Raw genomic sequence first — 14,597 nt, 5'->3', positions numbered from 1 at the left:
CCTCAATTTGAGGGGATGTTTTTTTAGATGTAATTTACTTCAATAATCTCGAACTCAACCGTTCCACCTGGTGTGGTAATATTTACGGTATCGTCCAACTCTTTCCCTACCAAGCCACGAGCAATCGGTGAATTCACAGAAATCAAACCTGATTTAATATCTGCCTCATCATCGCCCACAATTTGGTAAGTGACTTCTTCATCAGTATCGGTATTCACTAATACAACTGTCGCACCAAAAATAACTTTTCCGTTATTTGGTAATTTAGTGACATCGATAACCTGACAATTTGCAAGTTTGCTTTCAATTTCTTGAATACGCCCTTCGCAAAAACCTTGTTGTTCACGCGCAGCGTGATATTCTGCATTTTCTTTTAAGTCACCATGCTCACGTGCTTCAGCAATCGCCTTGATAATTTCAGGGCGACGCTCATTTTTTAAGAAATCTAATTCTTGGCGTAATAGCTCCGCACCGCGCACGGTCATTGGAATTTGTTTCATTCTTTTTCCTTAAAATTTGGTAAAAACAAAACCACGACAACGTCTTGCAACCTTGCCGCAGTCAATGAAAAATAAAAAATGATTTACTCTATTGAGTTCGGAGCTTATTATTATTCGTCTTGAGAAAAATAGCAACCATAACAGAACTAAAAATGACTAAAAAATCTTCTATTTCGACCGCACTTAAAGCGGCATTTATTACACTCGGCTTTTCTTTTTCCGCTATGGCTGAAGTTAATGTGGCTTCTATTACCCAATACCTACCTGAAGGTGCTTCTGCCAGTATCATTGCCAAAAACCTCAATAAAGATCAAATTATTGCAGACTACAATGGTTCAACATTTATGTTGCCTGCCAGTACGCAAAAAGTGTTCACAGCCGTTGCTGCTAAATTAGTATTAGGTGATGCCTTCCAGTTTGAAACCTCACTTTTAAGTAACGGAAAAATTCAGAATAATGTTTTAGAAGGCGATCTTGTGGTGCAATTCACTGGCGATCCCGATCTGACCAGCGGACAACTTTATAGCCTATTAGCTAATTTAAAAAACCAAGGCATTCAGAAAATCAATGGTGATCTTATTTTAGATACCTCTGTATTTGCTAGCCATGATCGTGGGTTAGGTTGGATTTGGAACGATCTTACAATGTGCTTTAACTCCCCTCCTGCTGCAGCAAATATCGATAATAACTGCTTCTATGCCGAGCTAGATGCAAATCAACCTGTAGGTGAAACCGTCAAAATTAACGTTCCCGCTCAATTCCCTATTCAAGTTTTTGGGCAAGTTTATATTGTGGATCAGCAAGAAGCCGGTTATTGCCAATTAGACGTCGTTGTCCATGACAATAACCGCTATCAAGTAAAAGGCTGTATTGCACGCCAAACTAAACCATTTGGGCTTAGCTTCGCCGTGCAAGATCCAGATGCCTACGCTGCTGCCATTATTCAACGTCAATTAAAACGTCTTGGTATTGAATTTACCGGTCAGGTAAAACAACCTCAAAAACCACAGCAAGGACAAAAACTCGCTCAGCATTTATCTAAACCGTTGCCTGAGCTATTGAAAAAAATGATGAAAAAATCGGATAACCAAATTGCCGATGCCTTATTCAGAGCCGTAGCCTACAACTACTATAAACGCCCTGCTTCATTCCAATTAGGCACATTAGCGGTGAAATCCGTATTGCAAAAACAAGGCATTAAATTTGGTAACAGCATCTTAGCAGATGGTTCGGGGCTTTCTCGTCATAATTTGGTTGCACCGAAAACCATGCTTTCCGTCTTGGAATACATCGCCAAAAACGAAGATAAATTACACTTAATGGAAACTTTCCCAATTGCAGGTGTGGATGGCACAATCAGTGGGCGTGGTAGCTTAATTAATCCACCACTGGTAAAAAACGTCATCGCTAAAACTGGCTCATTAAAAGGTGTATATAACCTTGCCGGTTTTATGACCAATGCACGAGGTGAAAAAGTGGCTTTCGTTCAATTTATCAATGGCTACTCAACCGGTGATTTAGAAAGTAAAACAAAGCGTGCTCCACTTGTGCAATTTGAGAGTGCACTTTATAACGATCTTTATAAAGATTAAAACGCATATAAAAATGACCGCACTTTGAATATATCAAATACGGTCATTTTTCTTTCTATTTAATCAAAAATAAAAAGTACTAAATCCTCATTGAATTAGTGCTTTTTTACGCTCTTAAATGCACTTAACCTTCATTATGGATTTCAAGGTTGCTTGCATCTTTTTCTCGTTTTTTCTTTGCCGAATCACTCCGTTGAGAAGCAATGCTATCAAGGTATTCTGGCGTGATATCGCCAGTGATATATTCGCCAGTAAAGACTGAACAATCAAAGCCTTGAATAGATGGATTTTCTTGGCGTACTGATTCTGTCAGCGCTTCAAGATCTTGGAAAACCAATTTATCTACGCCAATCAATTTAGCAATTTCATCAACATTACGGCCATAGGCAATGAGTTCTTGTTTTGTTGGCATATCGATGCCGTACACATTCGGGTAACGAATTTCTGGTGCAGCTGATGCAAAGTAAATTTTCTTCGCTCCCGCTGCTCTAGCCATACTCACGATTTGTTCGGATGTTGTACCACGAACAATAGAATCATCGACTAATAGCACATTTTTATCTTTAAATTCTGCTTTAATCGTATTGAGCTTACGACGAACTGAACTGATACGTTGTGCTTGACCAGGCATGATAAATGTACGGCCAACATAGCGGTTTTTCACAAAACCTTGACGATAAGGTTTGCCTAAGATTTTCGCAATCTGTAAAGCAATGTCTGTTGAAGTTTCAGGTACTGGAATAACAACATCAATGTTATCAGCTTCCTCAACCCATTCTTTTGCAATTTTTTTACCTAAATGTTCACCCATGTGAACTCGTGCGGCATAGACAGACACACCGTCTATTGTTGAATCAGGACGAGCAAAGTACACATATTCAAAAATACACGGATTTAAGACCGCACTTTCCGCACACTGCTCAGCATAAAGCTGGCCATCAAAGGTCACATAAATCGCTTCGCCTGGCGCAACATCACGCACTAATTCAAAACCTGCGACGTCTAATGCCACACTTTCAGAGGCAAACATATATTCCACAGAACCATTTTCTTCTCGTTTACCTAACACGAGTGGACGAATACCAAACGGATCACGAAATGCCACCATGCCATGTCCAATAATCATCGCTAAGCATGTATAAGCACCACGGATATCTTTGTGTGTCGCACGAATTGCATTAAAAATATCTTGCGGATCGAGATGGTATTTATTCACTCTATCTAAATGATTTGCAAGAATATTGAGAAGAAGTTCTGAATCCGAATTAGTATTTATGTGACGACGTGCTTCTTTAAATAATTTATCTTTTAATTCGTCTGAATTGGTTAAGTTGCCATTGTGAACAAGGCTTAAACCATAAGGTGAGTTAACATAGAAAGGCTGCGCTTCAGATACACTTGAACTGCCGGCGGTTGGATAACGTACATGTCCGAGGCCTGCATGACCTTGTAAACGTAACATATGTTCTTGTCTGAATACATCGCTTACAAGACCATTAGCCTTACGCAAACGAAAGCGGTTTTCATCATCGATTGTGACAATCCCCGCCGCATCTTGACCTCGATGCTGTAATAACGTTAATGCTGCATAAATGGATTCATTAACCGGATTTTGGCTAACGATACCGACAATTCCACACATACTGATTGACTACCTTATTGTTTAAAAGTTGAGTTTAAAAAACTAGAACTTGCTTGTAGTTGTTGGAAGAACCATTCAATAATGAAGCCGAAATGAGGAATTAATTTTGATTCTTTCCACCAATCGGTTTGCTCAAAGTTAGTGAAGGTATCCAAGAAGAATAAGATCGCAGCAACGATTAACGCCCCACGAATTAAGCCAAATGCCGCACCAAGAACACGATCTGTTCCGGTAAGTCCTGTTTTATCCACTAATTGGCTAATCACATAATTAACAATGCCGCCTACAATTAAGGTTAAAACAAATAAAATGCCGATTGCTGTGCCGTTACGCACGTAGTCAGATTCGATTTGAGTAAGATAAGTGGCAAGATAAGGATAAAATTGGCTAGCGACAATAAATGCAACGACCCAACTTGCAAGGGACATAACCTCTCGCACAAACCCACGTAATAAACTCACGATAATCGAAAATGCGATGATGCCAATGATAATGTAATCAATCATTAAATAGTCTCTCAATTAAAAAGGGCCGCCATTGCGACCGCAGTATTTTACATAAAAAACAACAAAAGGAAAACGTTTGCGTCAATTAAATTTGGAGCCATTGGCTAGATTTCCTGCCAAAATGCTTTATCTAATTTTTGCTGTGCCTTTTGTAGTACTTCTGCCAAGTGCTGATATGTCGGTTTATCTTGCACGGTTGGCAAACTTTCATGTTGTTTTCTTAAACGTTCACTAATCTCATAAAACCACTGAGAACTTTGCGGTTCTAACGGTGATTTTGCACGTTTTCCCAACCAGTATAAACCTTGTAATGGCATCACTAACGCACAAAGTGCGGTCAAAATAGCAATCGCTAATGCAGTAAGATCCGTCTTGGCATAAAGCTGTTGCCAAACCACCGAAAATACCGCCATAAAAGGCATAAACTTCTGTGCAAATTTTGTGGCTTTAATAATGCGATTTTCGGGAAAAATAATGCCGAGTTTCGCTTCTAATGGCCACGTTTGCAAATATATTTGCCCATGTTTTAAGGTTGAAAAAAATAATGACATAAAAACATCCTAGAAAATAACCGCACTTATAATACTCTAGTTTAGGTTTAATTGTCATCCTTAACTAGAAACTGTTGAAATTTTCAACTTTTCTAATAAAAGATCGTATTTTTCCCTTCTAGTGAATTTATTTTATACGCCAAAAGGTGTATTCTATGCAAGATTTGTAGTCTGTTCTTTTGAATAGATTTTTATTAACCTCAATCAAAAATAGGGTTCCTATGTCAAAACTTGTTCTCATCCTTAACTGTGGTAGTTCTTCATTAAAATTTGCAATCCTTGATCCTGCAACAGGTGAAGAAAAACTATCAGGCTTAGCAGAAGCATTTTATCTTCCTGAAGCTCGTATCAAATGGAAACTTAACGGTGAAAAAGGTAGCGCAGATTTAGGTGCTGGTGCAGCGCACACAGAAGCGCTTAACTTCATCGCGTCAAACATTATGACTGATGAGCTTAAAAACTCTATCACCTCGATTGGTCACCGTATCGTTCACGGTGGTGAGAAATACACTCAATCTGTTATCGTCACAGATGAAGTGGTTAAAGGTATTGAAGATGCAGCGCAATTTGCACCACTTCACAACCCTGCTCACTTAATCGGTATCCGTGAAGCATTTAAAACATTCCCACACTTAAAAGATAAGAACGTTGCTGTATTTGATACAGCATTCCACCAAACCATGCCTGAAGAAGCATACTTATATGCACTTCCGTACTCACTTTACAAAGAACATGGCGTACGTCGCTACGGTGCACACGGTACCAGCCACTACTTCGTTTCTCGTGAAGTCGCTGAATACGTAGGCAAACCAGCAGACCAAGTAAACGCAATTATCTGTCACTTAGGTAATGGTGGTTCTGTTTCTGTGGTTCGTAACGGTAAATGTATCGACACCTCTATGGGTTTAACCCCGTTAGAAGGTTTAGTCATGGGTACACGTTGTGGTGACATCGACCCTGCGATCGTTTTCTACCTATACAAAAACTTAGGTATGTCAATGGATCAAATCGAAGAAACTTTAGTGAAAAAATCAGGTCTTTTAGGTTTAACTGAAGTAACAAGCGACTGTCGTTATGCAGAAGACAATTACGACGATACATCTAAACCAGAAGCAAAACGTGCATTAGATGTTTACAGCTACCGTTTAGCAAAATACATCGGTGCATATATGGCTGTTTTAGGTGATGATCACTTAGATGCGATTGCATTTACGGGTGGTATCGGTGAAAACTCAGCTCACGTTCGTGAATTAGCATTAGGCCACTTAAAATTATTTGGTATCAAATTAGACCAAGAACGTAACCTTGCTGCTCGCTTTGGCAAATCAGGCGTAATCACTACTGATGACTCTACATTCAAAGCGATCGTTCTTCCAACTAACGAAGAATTAGTAATTGCACAAGATACAGCACGTTTAGCGGGCTAATCAACTTTCTTTAAACCTGCTGAGAAATCAGCAGGTTTTTTCATTCATTAAAAGGTATGTTAAAATGACTAAAGCTGTTATTCTTATTCCAACTAGCGCAGAAGCAAATTTAGCGGCAGCATTAGACGCAGCTAAAACAACAGGCGCTGTCGTATTTAATGCAGTAGAAGATGTAAAAGCCGCTCAAGCATTAATCGCAAATAATCAAAAAGACGTGTTATTAGAAAAAATCGTTGCTGATTTCCAAGCATTAAATGCAAATTTAGTGGTTGTTAAAGGTGTTCAACCTTCAGCTCAAGCACCTTTTGCAAATAGCTTAAACTTCGCAATTGCACAAACCTTAGATGCACAAATCATCTTAGTAGCAAACAATGAAGAAAGCACATTAGTAGAAGCCGTTGCTTCAGAATTTGGCGGTGTGAACAACGCTGACATCTTAGGTGTATTTGGTGCACAAGCAGGCAAAATTAAAGCTTTAGATGCGCAAGCATTAGCGAATGCAATCTCTGCACCACTTGCTCGTGAAGCACGTATTTCTCCAGCAGCATTCCGTTTCAAATTAACCGATTTAGCACGCAAAGCAAGTAAAACCATCGTATTACCAGAAGGTGATGAACCTCGTACTGTTAAAGCGGCAGCAATCTGTGCTGAACGTGGTATCGCAAAATCTGTATTATTAGCGGATCCTGAATCAGTGAAAAAAGTTGCGGCTGAACAAGGCGTGACTTTAGGTCCTGACGTAACCATCATCAATCCAGCTGACGTACGTGAAAACTACGTTGCTCGTTTAGTTGAATTACGTAAATCTAAAGGCTTAACTGAAGAACAAGCTCGCGCACAATTAGAAGACACCGTTGTATTAGGTACGATGATGTTAGAAGCTGGCGAAGTAGATGGTTTAGTCTCTGGTGCCGTTCACACCACTGCAAATACCATTCGTCCACCGATGCAAATCATCAAAACAGCACCAGGTAGCTCAATTATCTCATCTGTATTCTTCATGTTATTACCAGACCAAGTATTAGTGTATGGCGACTGTGCAGTAAACCCAGAGCCAACTGCAGAGCAACTGGCTGAAATCGCAATTCAATCAGCTGAATCTGCAAAAGCATTTGGTTTAAATCCGAAAGTGGCAATGCTTTCTTACTCAACCGGTACTTCTGGTTCTGGTCAATCTGTAGAGAAAGTGAAAGAAGCTACCCGTATTGCACAAGAAAAACGTCCTGATTTATTAATCGACGGTCCATTACAATACGATGCTGCGGTTATGAAAGATGTAGCAGCGTCTAAAGCACCAAATTCTAAAGTAGCAGGCCAAGCAAACGTATTTGTATTTCCTGATATCAACGCAGGTAATATCGGCTATAAAGCAGTTCAACGTTCTGCTGATTTAGTCGCTGTAGGCCCAATGCTTCAAGGTATGCGTAAACCAGTTAATGACTTATCTCGTGGTGCATTAGTGGATGATATCATCTACACCATCGCATTAACTGCAATCCAAGCAGCTCAAGTTTAATTAAAACCATCGTTGTAAAACACTAAAGAAAATAACCGCACTTTTGATAATTCAAAGTGCGGTTATTTTTAGACTTGTTTTTAATGTCTATTCTACAGATTTTAAGTATTCAACCAGCTTTAAGCCAATCTTTCTTCTCCACCCTAAAAGCAGATCGGGCTGCTTGGTCATATCTTCATTTTTTAGCCAAACCCATTTGATGAGATCTTCTAAATTTCGTTTACTCGCCAGAATATCAAGGGTTAATCCTTTTGGGGTCAGTTCATAGGCTTTTTCTTGTAACAATCGAATTGCCTTTTTATAACGAGGATCATCCACAATACGCACTAAACGTTTAGGATAATCATAAGGGGAAATTCGGCGGCTTTGTGCTAACAATTGAAGCATTTTTTTACCACGCACACGGACTTCATTTTCAGATAATCCAAGCGCTAGCATTTCTGAGGTATTACGAGGATTATTTTTTGCGACTTTCCAAAGGTTATCCGATTTCACCACATAAGAAAGGGCTAAGTTTCGAGCCATTGCCGTTTCTTGTCGCCATTTGGCCAATAGCTGTAAACGCGCTAATTCGAGCGGATTCAATTTCCAAACATTCGGAATATCCAAATAAGCCTTATTTGGATCGCGATCGTCTAATTTACTGGTTTTCGAAATTGCAAGCTGGCAATCATCAATTACCGCTTGAAGCCAAGGTGATTGCGCTAATTCTATTTGCATCTTTTGATAGACCGGCAAGAGATACCATACATCCCCTGCGGCATATTGTAGCTGTACGGGTGAAAGTGGACGTTTTAGCCAGTTTGTACGCGTTGCCCCTTTATCCATTTCAATGCCTAAATAATGTAACACCAATTTGGCCAGGCCCGCTGAATTAGCAAAACCTAAAAAACGCGCAATAATTTGTGTATCCATCATAGGTTGTGGAAGTGCATCAAACTCTTGTAAGAAAACCAATAAATCTTCATTACAAGCATGCAAAATTTTTGTTACCTGCTCATCGCGTAACAATTCCACAAAAGATGAAAAATCAGTAATGGATAAAGGATCGATTAATGAAACACGTTCACCATCATAAAGTTGAATTAACCCTAATTTAGGATAATAGGTCGATACCCGCATAAATTCAGTATCTAAAGCGACCGCACTTTGCTGACGCGCTAACTGGCAAACCTGAGCCAGTTCTTCATTATTTTGAATTAACGTAAAGTGCGGTTGATTTTGGCATTCTTTTATCATTGTAATAGGATTTATTTTCAAATAGAGATACAGACTAAACAGGGATATGAACACATATCCCCGATTTAATTAATGTTGCGCGCGTTTAGCTATTTCTTCATCACGCAGTATGCGTCTTAAAATTTTGCCGACATTACTTTTCGGTAATTCATCACGAAACTCAATATCTTTCGGGACTTTATAACCTGTGAGATGTTGTCTGCAATGCTGGCGTAATTCATCACGCGTGAGGCTATCATCTTTCTTCACAACGAAGATCTTTATGGTTTCTCCCGACACCTCATGTGGCACACCGATAGCGACCACTTCAGCAACTTTATAATTTAGCATCACCACATCTTCAATTTCATTCGGATAAACGTTAAAGCCCGATACTAAGATCATGTCTTTTTTGCGGTCAACAATACGGAGACTATAGCTCTCGTCCATAATGACGATATCACCCGTTGCCATCCAACCATCTTTAAGCACTTCAGCTGTCGCTTCAGGACGTTGCCAATACCCACGCATGACTTGTTCACCTTTAACCCAAAGCTCTCCGGCTTCACCAAGTTGTGCTTCTGAGCCATCATCTTTGATAATTTTAATATCAGTATTTGGCACTGGTACACCGATTGTACCATTGTGTTTCACCACATTAATCGGACAAGCGGCAATTAGCGGTGAGCATTCTGTCATGCCGTAACCTTCAATGATGTTACAGCCGGTTAAATCATGCCAACGTGTTGCGACTGATTGCTGGATCGCCATACCGCCGCCAACAGAAAGTTTTAATCGTGAAAAATCCACTTCTTTGAAATTTTCATTATTAAGCAGCGCATTAAACAAGGTATTTACCCCTGTAATCGCTTCAAAGCGGTATTTTTTGAGCTCTTTAACAAAGCCATCAATATCACGTGGATTCGTAATTAAAAGCGCAGTCACGCCAAGCTCTAAGAAAAGTAAACAGTTTACCGTTAAGGCAAAAACATGATAAAGCGGTAAAGCCAGTACGGCAACGCGTTGCTTAGCATGATCGCCAATAAATGGCTCTGCAATCCACTTAGCTTGGAAAATATTGGTAATAATATTGCCATGTGTCAGCATAGCGCCCTTGGCAACACCTGTCGTTCCGCCTGTATATTGTAAGAAAGCCAGATCTTCACGATCTACTTGAGGACGAACATATTGGCGAAATTTACCAATACTCAATACTTCACGGAAAGTGACGGCATTCGGTAATTTATATTTTGGCACTAACTTTTTAACATATTTCACCACAAAATTGACCAAATTACGCTTACCAAAAGAAAGCTGATCGCCCATTCTTGTTAAAATAACGTGCTTCACTTTAGTATTAAATACAATTTTTTCTAAGGTTGAAGCAAAGTTTGAAACCACAACAATGGCTGTTGCGCCACTATCTTGTAACTGATGCTCTAATTCACGCGGGGTATAAAGTGGATTCACGTTTACCACAACCAAACCCGCACGTAAGATACCAAAAAGTGCAATAGGATATTGCAATAAATTCGGCATCATCAACGCAACACGCTCACCACGTTCTAACTTTAATTCATTTTGTAAATAAGCGGCAAATGCACGGCTACGCTCTTCTAATTTACGAAATGTTAAAACCTGCCCCATGTTGATATAGGCGGGACGGTCTGGGTGCTCACGAATTGCTTTATCTAAAATATCGAGAATCGAATCATACTTGGATGTATCCAGCGTGGTAGGTGAACCTTCTGGATAATTTTGAAACCAAACTTTTTCCATTTTTTATCCTTATTCTTTGGAAAATTTTCTTAATTTTATCATTTAGTTAATAGAGATAATAGCGAATTTCAGGCTCGCCATACCAATAATACGGTCGTCTACCGAAAAAGCCCCAATCATCCCACATATCATCTGGATAATAATAACTTTGTGAAAGCTTCCAGACACGATAATGATTGGTTTTAATAACCGGATAAATATAATTGGCTTGATCAACCTTGCCTTGTTCTGTTTTCAGCAAGGTACCACCAATTGTAATAAATTGATCTTTTAAGCTTTCTGGCTCCACAAAACCATCAAGATAAGTAATAAAACGTCCATTAGGTTGTTCATCAATCATAGGTTTTGCTGAGCTTGAATAAACTGGATAGCTTAATACTTCAATCTTAGTTTTATTTGGCAAGGCTTGTGCGGTTAATACTTTTCCGCCCAAACGAATTGATTTGCACTGACAGCTATAATCACTCGGTTGAATTGAAGATAATGATTTTAAAGTAAACTGCTCTTTTTCCAATCCTTTCGGTGCATTGACACATCGCACTAATGTGGCCGAAAGTGCGGTCAAAACTAAGATTGTTTTTTTATTCATCTTCAACTCCTTTTTAAAAATTATTCACGCCCAGGTAATTTTTTCCAAGTTACTTCATTACGCAAATAAACCGGTTCAATTTCTAAGGCGGATATGACTTTATTCTGAGCATAATCTGTTAAAGCAAGCTCAAGCATATATTGTGCAGAAGGTAAAATAATATCACTCCCTTCTAAACCACTGTCTTTAAATTGAGGATACGCAGCCCAACCAGTGCCGACTCGATAGGCAGTTAAATCTGAAAATTGCTCAAGTACTTTTTCTGGTTGGCAAACTTGTTCTTCAATGACAGGGTTCCATTGGAAAAACTCACCCAATTCTGACCGCACTTTTTCTCGTTTTACTTGAGAAAAATAAACTTCATTCATTCTCGCATCAATGGCAGCTGCCACATTTTCAGCTTGATGTAATTCAAATGCGGCCTGAGCCATTGCTGTTAAATTTGATACCGCAATAACAGGTAAATCAGCACCAAATGCAAGCCCTTGAGCAATCCCTGCACCGACACGAATACCTGTAAAACTACCAGGTCCGCGTCCAAATGCTAACGCATCTACTTGCTTCAAATTAATACCTGAATAGGCAAGCAACTCATCAATCATTGGAAGAATACGTTTTGTGTGTGTACGTTGTGCTAATTCATCTAAATATGTTTTTTCGCCTTTATGCCAAAGTGCAACAGAACAAGCCTCTGTTGAAGTATCAAGCGCTAATAAAGTGATATTTTTCATTATTAATCCATTTTCTCATTTTGTAAGAATTGTACCACTTTGTTGAGATCTCGGGTACGGGTTGAATTAGGTAAACTTTTTAGAAAGGTTTCGCCGTAATTTCGCATAACAAGACGATTATCACAAATAATTACTGCACCACGATCAGTCACATCTCGAATTAGACGTCCTACACCTTGTTTCAGTGTAATAACCGCTTCAGGGATTTGTATATCATTAAACGGATCGCCACCTTGTAATCGGCAATCTTCAATACGTGCTTTTAGTAAAGGTTCATCTGGTGCGGTAAAAGGCAATTTATCAATAATGACTAAGGAAAGTGCATCACCACGGACATCCACGCCTTCCCAAAAGCTAGAGGTGGCAACCAATACACTATGGGTTTCATGAATAAATTGTTCGAGTAATTTAGCTTTAGGCATTTCACCTTGTAATAAGATAGAAAGCTCACTATTTTCTCTAAAATACTCTGCCAAGCCTCTCATCATTAAATAGGAAGTACAAAGCACAAAGCATCGCCCTTTATTCGCTTCAATGATAGGCAACAACATTTCACCAAGAGATTGTAACGTATTATTTTGATTCGTTGCGGGTAAATAACGTGGCACGCAAAGTAGCGATTGATTAGGATAATCAAAAGGACTATGAAGAATTTTTTGTTCTGCTTGCTCAATACCAAGTCGCTGACAAAAATGATTAAAAGTGCCGCCGACTTCAAGCGTCGCTGAGGTGAAAATCCAAGCAGCTTCTTTATTATTTAACTGTTCACCAAATTTATCTGCGACAGTAAGTGGCGTAATATGCAAACCAAATTGTCGCCCCATACTTTCGTACCAATAACAATAGCCAACAATGGCCGTATCACAAAGACGAATTAATTGATTCTTGATACTTTCAGTGCGCTCAAAAATACTATCCAAAGTCTGAGAGCGACCTAATGCAATCTTGATAACTTCAGAAAGAAACTCTATTTTTTCTTGTAATAATTCAACTGATTTTTTGACCGCACTTTGCTTAAATAGCTCACGCCAATTTCCTCGCTGATTTCCTTCCCCAAGAAGAAGACGGAAATCTTGAATAACTTTAAGCAATGTATCTGCAGTAGTGCCAAGCTGTGGCATATCTTTCAATTCTGTTCGATAAACAATATTGATATCTTTACATAAATCAAATAACTGGCGAGAGGTTAATGATTGACCAAAATACTGGCTTGCAATATCGGGAAGTTGATGAGCTTCATCAAAAATAATAACTTCTGCATTAGGGATAAGCTCACCAAAGCCACTTTCTTTTACCGCCATATCAGCAAAGAAAAGATGGTGATTTACAACAACGAGATCTGCATTTAACGCTTTTTTACGAGCTTGTGCTACATAGCATTCAGCGTAGTTAGGGCAATCTGTTCCCAAACAACTTTCTGCCGTACTCGTCAATTGAGGCAAAATTGGGCTATCTTCAGCCAATTCAATACATTCTGTCAAATCACCTGTTTTCGTCGCATTATTCCATTTTCTTACTTTACTTAAATCGGCTAAAACAGATTTATCCCCAAGCACACCTTGAGCAATAACTTGATCCAGGCGCTCCAAACACAAATAATTGGCTCGTCCTTTCAATAACGCAATTTTTCCAGAATAATTTAAGGCTTTTTTTATGGCAGGTAGATCTCTTGAAAAGAGTTGATCTTGTAGATTTTTAGAGCCGGTTGAAATAATCGTTTTCTTTCCAGCAATGAGTGCCGGCGCCAAATAAGCAAAAGTCTTTCCAGTACCTGTTCCAGCTTCTACAACAAGCGGTCGCTTATGTTGAATAGCATATCCTACTGATTGAGCCATTTCGAGCTGCTCTGCTCGTGGCTTAAATCCTTTGATATTCTTACTCAATTCGCCATCACTGGAAAAGATCTTACTTATCTGTTTTTTCATAATTATTGCTATCTAGAAATAGGCGAAGATTTTATCATTATTAGGCTCATTTATGTATGAATTCTAATATTTTATATAAAACAAAACCCCAAGCTCTTCAGCTCGGGGTTCTACATTCAGTACCTGGCGGTGTCCTACTCTCACATGGGGAAGCCCCACACTACCATCGGCGCATCGGCGTTTCACTTCTGAGTTCGGTATGGGGTCAGGTGGGACCACCGCTCTATCGCCGCCAGGATTATTCCTTTAATAACTTCTTCTATCTCTTTCTGCTCTCACTATCTCTAGTGCTAACAACCAAACAAGCTGATTCAACTTCAAAACTTTCTCTTTCGTCTCTGAGTTTCTTCTCGTCTTACCCAACACCCAAAACCCTTGAGCGTTGTATAGTTAAGCCTCTCGGGCAATTAGTATCTGTTAGCTCAACGGCTCGCACCGCTTACACACCAGACCTATCTACGTCTTAGTCTTAAACAACCCTTACTGTCTTAAAAACAGGGAGAACTCATCTCTTGGCAAGTTTCGTGCTTAGATGCTTTCAGCACTTATCTCTTCCGCACTTAGCTACCCGGCAATGCGTCTGGCGACACAACCGGAACACCAGTGGTGCGTCCACTCCGG

12 protein-coding genes, 2 rRNA genes and 1 pseudogene are annotated in these 14,597 nt (G+C 39.4%); 4 read left to right on the top strand and 11 right to left on the bottom strand.

What is annotated here, in order from left to right:
- Positions 1 to 23: 23 nt before the first annotated feature.
- Positions 24 to 500, bottom strand: coding sequence for a transcription elongation factor GreA (gene greA, locus DPV81_RS00070; protein WP_005697514.1), 477 nt, complete (start codon positions 498 to 500; stop codon positions 24 to 26).
- A gap of 152 nt (positions 501 to 652) precedes the next feature.
- Between greA and dacB the strand changes: the two genes are divergently transcribed.
- On the top strand, positions 653 to 2,092 hold the full coding sequence (gene dacB / locus DPV81_RS00065) for a serine-type D-Ala-D-Ala carboxypeptidase (protein ID WP_102704380.1): 1,440 nt from the start codon (positions 653 to 655) through the stop codon (positions 2,090 to 2,092).
- Between the two features lie 124 nt (positions 2,093 to 2,216).
- Here dacB and purF read toward each other — a convergent pair whose 3' ends face one another.
- The 3 genes from purF to yfbV all read right to left on the bottom strand — a co-directional run bounded on the left by purF (position 2,217) and on the right by yfbV (position 4,791).
- Positions 2,217 to 3,734 (bottom strand): amidophosphoribosyltransferase, encoded by a 1,518-nt coding sequence (purF, locus tag DPV81_RS00060; protein ID WP_111386030.1) that lies wholly within the window; start codon positions 3,732 to 3,734, stop codon positions 2,217 to 2,219.
- Positions 3,735 to 3,748: 14 nt separating this feature from the next.
- Positions 3,749 to 4,240, bottom strand: a complete 492-nt coding sequence (locus DPV81_RS00055) for a CvpA family protein (RefSeq protein ID WP_005696203.1) — start codon at positions 4,238 to 4,240, stop codon at positions 3,749 to 3,751.
- 104 nt (positions 4,241 to 4,344) lie between these two features.
- Positions 4,345 to 4,791, bottom strand: coding sequence for a terminus macrodomain insulation protein YfbV (gene yfbV / locus DPV81_RS00050; protein WP_111386028.1), 447 nt, complete (start codon positions 4,789 to 4,791; stop codon positions 4,345 to 4,347).
- Positions 4,792 to 5,012: 221 nt separating this feature from the next.
- On the opposite strand from yfbV, the gene DPV81_RS00045 reads away from it, so the two are divergent.
- From DPV81_RS00045 to pta, 3 genes and pseudogenes are all read left to right on the top strand, one after another.
- The gene (locus DPV81_RS00045; RefSeq protein ID WP_111386026.1) at positions 5,013 to 6,218 is read left to right on the top strand and encodes an acetate kinase; all 1,206 of its coding nucleotides are present in this window, start codon (positions 5,013 to 5,015) and stop codon (positions 6,216 to 6,218) included.
- A 64-nt stretch (positions 6,219 to 6,282) separates the two neighbouring features.
- Positions 6,283 to 6,606 (top strand): annotated as a pseudogene (locus DPV81_RS09525) (AAA family ATPase); the annotation flags it as partial.
- A gap of 30 nt (positions 6,607 to 6,636) precedes the next feature.
- On the top strand, positions 6,637 to 7,734 hold the full coding sequence (gene pta / locus DPV81_RS00040) for a phosphate acetyltransferase (RefSeq protein WP_432206712.1): 1,098 nt from the start codon (positions 6,637 to 6,639) through the stop codon (positions 7,732 to 7,734).
- 87 nt (positions 7,735 to 7,821) lie between these two features.
- On the opposite strand, the gene rnd is transcribed toward pta, so the two are convergent.
- From rnd to DPV81_RS00005, 7 genes are all read right to left on the bottom strand, one after another.
- A complete protein-coding gene (gene rnd / locus DPV81_RS00035) occupies positions 7,822 to 8,973 on the bottom strand; it encodes a ribonuclease D (protein WP_111386022.1) in 1,152 nt (383 codons plus the stop codon).
- A 69-nt stretch (positions 8,974 to 9,042) separates the two neighbouring features.
- On the bottom strand, positions 9,043 to 10,731 hold the full coding sequence (gene fadD, locus DPV81_RS00030; RefSeq protein WP_049373393.1) for a long-chain-fatty-acid--CoA ligase FadD: 1,689 nt from the start codon (positions 10,729 to 10,731) through the stop codon (positions 9,043 to 9,045).
- 46 nt (positions 10,732 to 10,777) lie between these two features.
- Positions 10,778 to 11,320, bottom strand: coding sequence for a Slp family lipoprotein (locus DPV81_RS00025; protein ID WP_111386020.1), 543 nt, complete (start codon positions 11,318 to 11,320; stop codon positions 10,778 to 10,780).
- Between the two features lie 20 nt (positions 11,321 to 11,340).
- Positions 11,341 to 12,051 carry a tRNA (adenosine(37)-N6)-threonylcarbamoyltransferase complex dimerization subunit type 1 TsaB gene (gene tsaB, locus DPV81_RS00020; protein WP_111386019.1) on the bottom strand — a complete coding sequence of 237 codons (711 nt, stop codon included), beginning with the start codon at positions 12,049 to 12,051 and terminating at the stop codon, positions 11,341 to 11,343.
- Between the two features lie 2 nt (positions 12,052 to 12,053).
- Positions 12,054 to 13,976: a DNA repair helicase YoaA gene (yoaA, locus tag DPV81_RS00015; RefSeq protein WP_432206701.1), complete on the bottom strand. Its 1,923-nt coding sequence runs from the start codon at positions 13,974 to 13,976 to the stop codon at positions 12,054 to 12,056.
- A 121-nt stretch (positions 13,977 to 14,097) separates the two neighbouring features.
- Positions 14,098 to 14,213, bottom strand: a 5S ribosomal RNA gene (gene rrf, locus DPV81_RS00010).
- 149 nt (positions 14,214 to 14,362) lie between these two features.
- Positions 14,363 to 14,597 (bottom strand): 23S ribosomal RNA (locus DPV81_RS00005); the annotation flags it as partial.

It is taken from the genome of Haemophilus parainfluenzae (genome assembly GCF_003252795.1).
GTDB classification, from domain to species: domain Bacteria; phylum Pseudomonadota; class Gammaproteobacteria; order Enterobacterales; family Pasteurellaceae; genus Haemophilus_D; species Haemophilus_D parainfluenzae_K.
The sequence above is the reverse complement of the archived record's forward strand: the minus strand, read 5'-3'. Positions and strand labels throughout refer to the sequence as shown.

What these genes read in the sequence shown, in the direction of transcription:
- greA (WP_005697514.1), bottom strand. Translation starts at nt 500, where the DNA reads ATGAAACAAATTCCAATGACCGTGCGCGGTGCGGAGCTATTACGCCAA.
- dacB (WP_102704380.1), top strand. Translation starts at nt 653, where the DNA reads ATGACTAAAAAATCTTCTATTTCGACCGCACTTAAAGCGGCATTTATT.
- purF (WP_111386030.1), bottom strand. Translation starts at nt 3,734, where the DNA reads ATGTGTGGAATTGTCGGTATCGTTAGCCAAAATCCGGTTAATGAATCC.
- DPV81_RS00055 (WP_005696203.1), bottom strand. Translation starts at nt 4,240, where the DNA reads ATGATTGATTACATTATCATTGGCATCATCGCATTTTCGATTATCGTG.
- yfbV (WP_111386028.1), bottom strand. Translation starts at nt 4,791, where the DNA reads ATGTCATTATTTTTTTCAACCTTAAAACATGGGCAAATATATTTGCAA.
- DPV81_RS00045 (WP_111386026.1), top strand. Translation starts at nt 5,013, where the DNA reads ATGTCAAAACTTGTTCTCATCCTTAACTGTGGTAGTTCTTCATTAAAA.
- rnd (WP_111386022.1), bottom strand. Translation starts at nt 8,973, where the DNA reads ATGATAAAAGAATGCCAAAATCAACCGCACTTTACGTTAATTCAAAAT.
- fadD (WP_049373393.1), bottom strand. Translation starts at nt 10,731, where the DNA reads ATGGAAAAAGTTTGGTTTCAAAATTATCCAGAAGGTTCACCTACCACG.
- DPV81_RS00025 (WP_111386020.1), bottom strand. Translation starts at nt 11,320, where the DNA reads ATGAATAAAAAAACAATCTTAGTTTTGACCGCACTTTCGGCCACATTA.
- tsaB (WP_111386019.1), bottom strand. Translation starts at nt 12,051, where the DNA reads ATGAAAAATATCACTTTATTAGCGCTTGATACTTCAACAGAGGCTTGT.
- yoaA (WP_432206701.1), bottom strand. Translation starts at nt 13,976, where the DNA reads ATGAAAAAACAGATAAGTAAGATCTTTTCCAGTGATGGCGAATTGAGT.